Genomic DNA, 5,324 nt, shown 5'->3' with positions numbered 1-5,324 from the left:
CGGGGAGGGGCGGCGGGGCGAAAGAAGCCGGCGGCATGAGCGCCTTGTGGGCCCGGCGGGCCCACCCACAGCCCCGCCTCGCCGCAAGGGCTGCGGGAACGTCGCATTAGCGCTGTAATTACGGTCGTGGTCAGTCAGGGTGCGGCGGAGCGCAAGGCGAGAGCCCTGCGTGTCGAGCTTGCCCTGAAGACGGTCACGGGCGGGCCCGCCTCGCCCGAGCGGATGCGGCGCGTTCTCGAACAGGCACTGGTCTTCTCCAGCGCCAGCCTGGCCGCCGTCTACACGCCCGGCGACGGCGCCGACCTGCTCTGCCTGATCGAGTCGGCCGGCGTCCCGAGGACGCTGTACGGGCTGCGGGAGACCTACGCCGTCGACGGGCGTTCCCCGGCCGCCGACGCGCACCGCTCCGGGGCGTCCCTGTGGCTGGGCCCTGAGCGGCTCGCCGACTACGCGGAGCTGCGCAGGATGCCCGGGGACGTCCACCTGGCCGCGCTGCCCGTGCACGGCGGTGACGGCGGCGCTCTGCTCGCCGTCACCGACAACCCCGGCGGCTTCGGCACCGACGACCGCGCCTGCCTGGAACTCGTCGCCGAGGCCGTCTCGCTGCCCGCACCCACCGAGCCCGACGAGGCGGAGGAACTGCGCGCCAACTCCTTCAGCCTCGCCATGGACACCGGCCGGGTCGAGGTCGGCGACGAGATCCTGGAGCTGTTCGGCCTGCGCAGGGACCGGTTCGACGGCCGGGTGGAGACCCTGCTCGGCCACACCGTCCCCGACGATCTGCCCTCGCTGATGTCCGTCGTCGAGGCCGACCACATGTCGATCGGCGAACGCGAGCTGGAGTTCCGGGTGCTGCGGGCCGACGGCGGCCCGCCCCGCTGGCTGCGGCTGCGAGGTCGTCTCCTGCCCGGCGGCGAGGGCCACCCGGCCCGCCTCGTCGGCACCGTCGCCGACGTCTCCACGCTGCGCTCCGGCGTCACGGACGTGGCCCGCGTGCAACGCCTGGCCGCCGCCCTCGCCACCGCCGGCACGGTCCGGGACGTCAGCCAGGCCGTCGTCTCCGCGCTGCGCCTCCCGCTGCGGGCCGACCGCATCGCGCTGGCCGAGCTGGAGAACGACCGCCTCGTCGTCACCGTCCTGGACCCGCCCGAACCCGAGTCCTGGCCCGAACTGTGGCGGCTGGAGTGGCGCACCGAGTGGCCGGACGCGCCGGTGCGCACGATGCCCACGCTCGCCGCCGCCCTGCGCGAGGGGCGGGCCCGGATCTGGCCCGCCGGCACGCCCCTGGAACCGGCCCTGGCCGACGTCGGCCCCGGCGGCCTGGCCGTCCTGCCGCTGTCCGCCGGGGGCCGCATGGCGGGCGCCTGCCTGATCGGCTGGGACACCCCGCACGACTTCGGGCCCGACGAACGCGCCCTGCTCACCGCCTCCGCGGGACTCGTCGGCCAGGCCCTGATGCGGGCCCACGCCTTCGACGCCGAGCACGAACTCGTCGGCATGCTGCAGCGCCAGCTGCTGCCCCGCCGGCTGCCGAAACTCCCCGGCGCGGTCGCCGTCGCCCGCTACCTTCCGGCCACCGCGGGCCTGGAGGTCGGCGGCGACTGGTACGACGTGATCCCGCTGCCCGACAACCACGTCGCCCTCGTCATCGGCGACGTCCAGGGCCACAGCACCGGCGCCGCCACCCTGATGGGCCAGATGCGCACCGCCCTGCGCGCCTACGCGGCCGAGGGACACCCGCCGGACGTCGTGGTCTCGCACGCCAACCGGCTCCTGATGGAACTGGAGACCGACCTCTTCGCGACCTGCTGCTACGTCGAGGTCGACATGGAGGCCGGCACCGCCTGGTGCGTACGCGCAGGGCACCCGCCGCCGGTGCTGCGTCACCCGGACGGCGTAACGGAGATCGCCGAGTCCGACGGCGGCCCCCCGCTCGGCGTCGTCACCCAGGCCGACTTCCCGATGACCCCGCTGCGGCTGATGCCCGGCACGGTCATCGCCCTGACCACGGACGGGCTCGTGGAGTCCGCCGAGCTGGACATCGACACCGGAATGGACCGGCTCGCCCACGAACTCTCCGTCTCCGACCCCGCCCACCTGGGTCTCGTCGCCGACGCCCTGCTCGGCAACGCCCACCGCGGCGACGACGTAGCCCTGCTCCTGATGCGCTACGACGGCATGGCCGTACGCCCCCTGCGCGAGGGCTGGACGGTGTGGCGGGTCCCCGAGGCCGCCCGGCACGCCCGCCGCTTCACCCGGCGCAGCCTGCGCGCCTGGGGTGTGCGGGTGGACGCCATGGACGCGGCCCTGCTGGTCGTCTCCGAACTCGTCACGAACGCCCTCGTCCACACCGAGGGACCGGTCCGCCTCGACCTGACCCTGGTCAACCACCGGCTGCGCGTCTCCGTCACCGACAACTCGCCGCGCTCGCCCGTCAAGCCGACCAGCCTGGGCTGGGAGGCCACCGGCGGCCGGGGCATCCTCCTCGTCGAGGCCATGTCCGACGCCTGGGGGACGCTGCCGGTCAGCGGCGGCAAGCAGGTGTGGAGCGAGCTTCTGCTGGAGCTGTGAGCCGGCGGAGCGCGGGTGTTCCCGAGTGCGTCGCGGGTACCCGCTGCCCATGGACACCCTCGCCACCACCGTTCTGGCGGCCTCCGGAAAATCCGTTCTGGCCACCGTCGCCTTCGTCGTCGTCGGCGTCGTGCTCGTCGGCGGTCTGATCTGGGCCTTCCGGCTCGGTGCCAGGATCCGCAGCCGTGAACCCGCGCCACCACGCCCCGAGGATCAGCCCCGGATGCCCGAGTCGGGCCCGGTGCGCGAGAGCCACGGGGCGCGCGAGCCGAACGCGATGCCGCGGCCGGAGGACGGCGAACGCCTCACCCCGCACGAACTGAGGCCCACCGGCAGCCGGGAGAGCGACGACCAGAGCCGCCCCCGCTGGAATCCGGGGTCCGGCGGCTCGTTCGGCAGTGGCGGCCCGGGTGCCCGCTGACCGTGGAAGAGAAAGGCGATGAACGACCGTGACGACCTCACCCCTGGAGGAGAAACCCACCGCCCGCCGCCCCGAGACGGGCTGGGCCAGGGCACGCAGGCTGCGCAGCGCCAAGGCCGCGCTCCGCACCTGGATACCGGCCGTGGAGGCCCCCGGCACCGCGCCGGCGACACGCTTCGGCGCGGAGGGCAACATCGTCCGGGGTGAGGACTGACCGCGCCCTACGCTGAGGGCGTGCGCCTGCTGCTCATGTCCGACACCCACCTGCCCAAGCGCGCCAAGGCGCTTCCCGCGCCGCTGCTGGACGCGCTCCCCGGTGCCGATGTCGTCGTGCACGCGGGGGACTGGGTCGACACGGACACCCTCGACCTGCTGGAGAGCCGCAGCCGTCGGCTGATCGGCGTGTACGGCAACAACGACGGCCCCGAACTGCGGGCCCGTCTCCCCGAGACCGCCTGCGCCGACCTCGGCGGGCTGCGCCTCGGCGTGGTCCACGAGACCGGACCGGCCCAGGGCAGGGAGGCCCGCTGCGCCGCCCGCTTCCCCGACCTCGACGTCCTGGTCTTCGGCCACAGCCACATCCCGTGGGACACCACGGCCCCCGGCGGGCTGCGCCTGCTCAACCCGGGGTCCCCGACCGACCGCCGGCGTCAGCCGCACTGCACCTACCTGACGGCCGTCGCAGCGGCGGGCCGGCTGACGGACGTCGTCCTGCACCGCCTGCCGCCCCGCTGAGGGGGCTAGCGCGAGGCATGGACCGCCCCCGTCGTGGCCGTCAGCGGAACCCCGCTGCCGCCCCAGCGCAGCGCGACGATCTCGGCGGCCACGGACACGGCCACCTCCTCCGGCGTACGCGCCCCCAGGTCGAGTCCCACCGGTGAGCGCAGCCGGGACAGTTCGTCCTCGGTCAGTCCCGCCGCGACCAGGCGGTTCCGGCGCTCGTCGTGGGTACGGCGGCTGCCCATCGCCCCGATGTACGCGGCCGGCCGGCGCAGCGCCACCTCCAGCAGCGGCACGTCGAACTTCGGGTCGTGGGTCAGCACGCAGATCACCGTGCGCCCGTCGGTGTCCGCCTCGCGCAGATAGCGGTGCGGCCACTCCACGACCACCTCGACGCCCGCCGGGAAGCGGCGCGGCGTGGCGAACACGGGCCGTGCGTCGCACACGGTGACCCGGTAGCCGAGGAAGCCGCCGATCCGGGCGACGGCCGCCGCGTAGTCGATCGCCCCGAAGACCAGCATGCGCGGCGGCGGCGCGAACGAGTGCAGGAACACCGGCACGGCGTCCTGACGCCGCTGGCCGCGCGGCCCGTAGTGCCGTACGCCGGTGGCGCCCAGGGCGAGTTCGCCGCGCGCGTCGGCGGCGACCGCCGCGTCCAGGCCGCCGGTGCCCAGCGTGCCGGAGGTCCGCTCCGGCCACACCGCGAGCGTGGCCCCGCGCCGGGCGGGCCCGTCCACCACCGTGGCGACGGTCACCGGCTCGCCCGCCGAGACCGACGCGGCGACCGCCCCGAACGAGGGGTCGAGGGCGGCTGTGACGGGCCGGACCAGGACGGTGATCTCGCCGCCGCAGGTCAGACCGACCGCGAAGGCGTCCTCGTCGCTGTAGCCGAAGGTCGCCGGCCGGGCCTCGCCGCTCGCCAGCACCTCTCGCGCCAGCTCGAACACCGCGCCCTCCACACACCCCCCGGACACGCTGCCCACGACCTCGTCGCCGGGTCCGACCGCCATGGCGGCGCCCGGATCGCGCGGCGCGCTGCGGCTCACCGCGACCACGGTGGCGAGCCCGAACGGCTCACCGGCGGCGTACCAGTCCTTCAGGACCGGGAGAATCTCGCGCACGCTCGACTCCTTTCCTCCCGCCCGAGCAGCGTTCACGTCCCCCAGGGAAGGAACGCCCACGTCGACGCCGGGAGTACCCACACCGACACCCTCGCACTCGAACGGCGGCGGGGCATCACCATCAGTGCTGACGGTAAGTCAACTTACTCATGGGTCAGAAGGTATTGACGGTGTCCGGAAATGGCCGGACTGTAGTGGACATGCCGAATATCCGGGCACGTCTGCTCGCTGTTCTGGTCGTCCTCTGCGGACTCTGCGGATTCCTGACGATGGCGGGCTCCCCGGCCGCCACCGCCGCCCCCCTCCCCGACTCCCTCCCGTTCGACGGCACCGCGCTCACCGTGTCCGCCGGCCGCTTCGTGGACGCCACCGGCCGCGAGGTCGTCCTGCGCGGTTACAACGTCTCCGGCGAGACCAAGCTCGCCGAGAACAAGGGCCTGCCCTTCGCCTCGGTCACCGACGCCAGGAAGTCGGCGACCGCCCTTCGCGCC

At 74.4% G+C, this 5,324-nt stretch carries 5 protein-coding genes and 1 pseudogene; 5 read left to right on the top strand and 1 reads right to left on the bottom strand.

From position 1 onward, the window contains the following. The first annotated feature begins 126 nt into the window (after positions 1-126). From BZL64_RS25080 to BZL64_RS25065, 4 genes are read left to right on the top strand one after another with little or no spacing between them, the layout of a single operon-like run. On the top strand, positions 127-2,571 hold the full coding sequence (locus BZL64_RS25080; protein WP_167396198.1) for a SpoIIE family protein phosphatase: 2,445 nt from the start codon (positions 127-129) through the stop codon (positions 2,569-2,571). A gap of 49 nt (positions 2,572-2,620) precedes the next feature. Next, positions 2,621-2,992, top strand: a complete 372-nt coding sequence (locus BZL64_RS25075; protein WP_208639508.1) for a DUF6479 family protein — start codon at positions 2,621-2,623, stop codon at positions 2,990-2,992. 28 nt (positions 2,993-3,020) lie between these two features. After that, a complete protein-coding gene (locus tag BZL64_RS25070) occupies positions 3,021-3,206 on the top strand; it encodes a hypothetical protein (protein ID WP_086771462.1) in 186 nt (61 codons plus the stop codon). A gap of 20 nt (positions 3,207-3,226) precedes the next feature. After that, a complete protein-coding gene (locus BZL64_RS25065) occupies positions 3,227-3,727 on the top strand; it encodes a metallophosphoesterase family protein (protein WP_086771461.1) in 501 nt (166 codons plus the stop codon). Positions 3,728-3,732: 5 nt separating this feature from the next. Here the strand turns inward: BZL64_RS25065 and BZL64_RS25060 are convergent, their stop codons facing one another. Next, on the bottom strand, positions 3,733-4,833 hold the full coding sequence (locus tag BZL64_RS25060) for an XdhC family protein (RefSeq protein WP_086771460.1): 1,101 nt from the start codon (positions 4,831-4,833) through the stop codon (positions 3,733-3,735). Positions 4,834-5,033: 200 nt separating this feature from the next. On the opposite strand from BZL64_RS25060, the pseudogene BZL64_RS25055 reads away from it, so the two are divergent. Beyond that, positions 5,034-5,324 (top strand): annotated as a pseudogene (locus BZL64_RS25055) (endoglycosylceramidase); the annotation flags it as partial.

It is taken from the genome of Streptomyces bobili (assembly GCF_002154575.1).
Taxonomy (GTDB): Bacteria; Actinomycetota; Actinomycetes; order Streptomycetales; family Streptomycetaceae; genus Streptomyces; species Streptomyces bobili.
The sequence above is the reverse complement of the archived record's forward strand: the minus strand, read 5'-3'. Positions and strand labels throughout refer to the sequence as shown.